Source organism: Streptomyces carpinensis (assembly GCF_002154505.1).
GTDB classification, from domain to species: Bacteria; Actinomycetota; Actinomycetes; order Streptomycetales; family Streptomycetaceae; genus Streptomyces; species Streptomyces carpinensis.
Genome location: NZ_MUBM01000773.1, coordinates 1 through 543, shown reverse-complemented (window position 1 = coordinate 543; position 543 = coordinate 1). Strand labels below are relative to the sequence as shown.

Sequence of the window (543 nt, the reverse complement as noted above, 5' to 3'; positions counted from 1 at the left end):
GACCGAGGAGCGGAAGGAGTACTCGGTGTCGTTGGAGCGGGTCTTGAGGTTGCCCGCGGGGATCACCAGGCGCTCGCCGGGGAAGCGTGCGGACAGGGCGGCGCGGCGGCGGGCGGTGTGCTCCGCCTGCTCGACCGGCTTCAGGTCGCGCAGCTCCGTGTCGGCCCAGCCGGACTTCATGTTCTCGGCGAGTTCGTCGGACACGCCCGGGTACAGGCCGTTCTTGCGCTGCTTGATCGGCTCTTCGGACTCGGTCTCCGGGGTTTCCGGGGTCTCCGGGGTCTCCGGGGTGAGTTCCTCCGCCACGGTCTTCCTCCTCGATACGGCACTGGACCACCCCCATCGTACGGTCGTACGGAAGGGGGCCCGAGGCGGTAGCACCTGTTACCGGGAGCGCTGCCAGGCCATGGGGAGCGCCGCCCCGATCCCCGGAAGCGCGGCGGCCACCACCCGGGCCCTGCTCGACACCGGCGGCCCCGCCTGAACCGGCCCCGCGTGAAGGGGTCCTGCCCGAAACGGCCTGGACAGGACCGACGGCGCGGA

General features: G+C 71.8%; 1 pseudogene. It reads right to left on the bottom strand.

The features are described from left to right. Window positions 1-306: pseudogene (locus tag BZY54_RS48695) on the bottom strand (aminopeptidase P family protein); the annotation flags it as partial. Window positions 307-543: the final 237 nt, after the last annotated feature.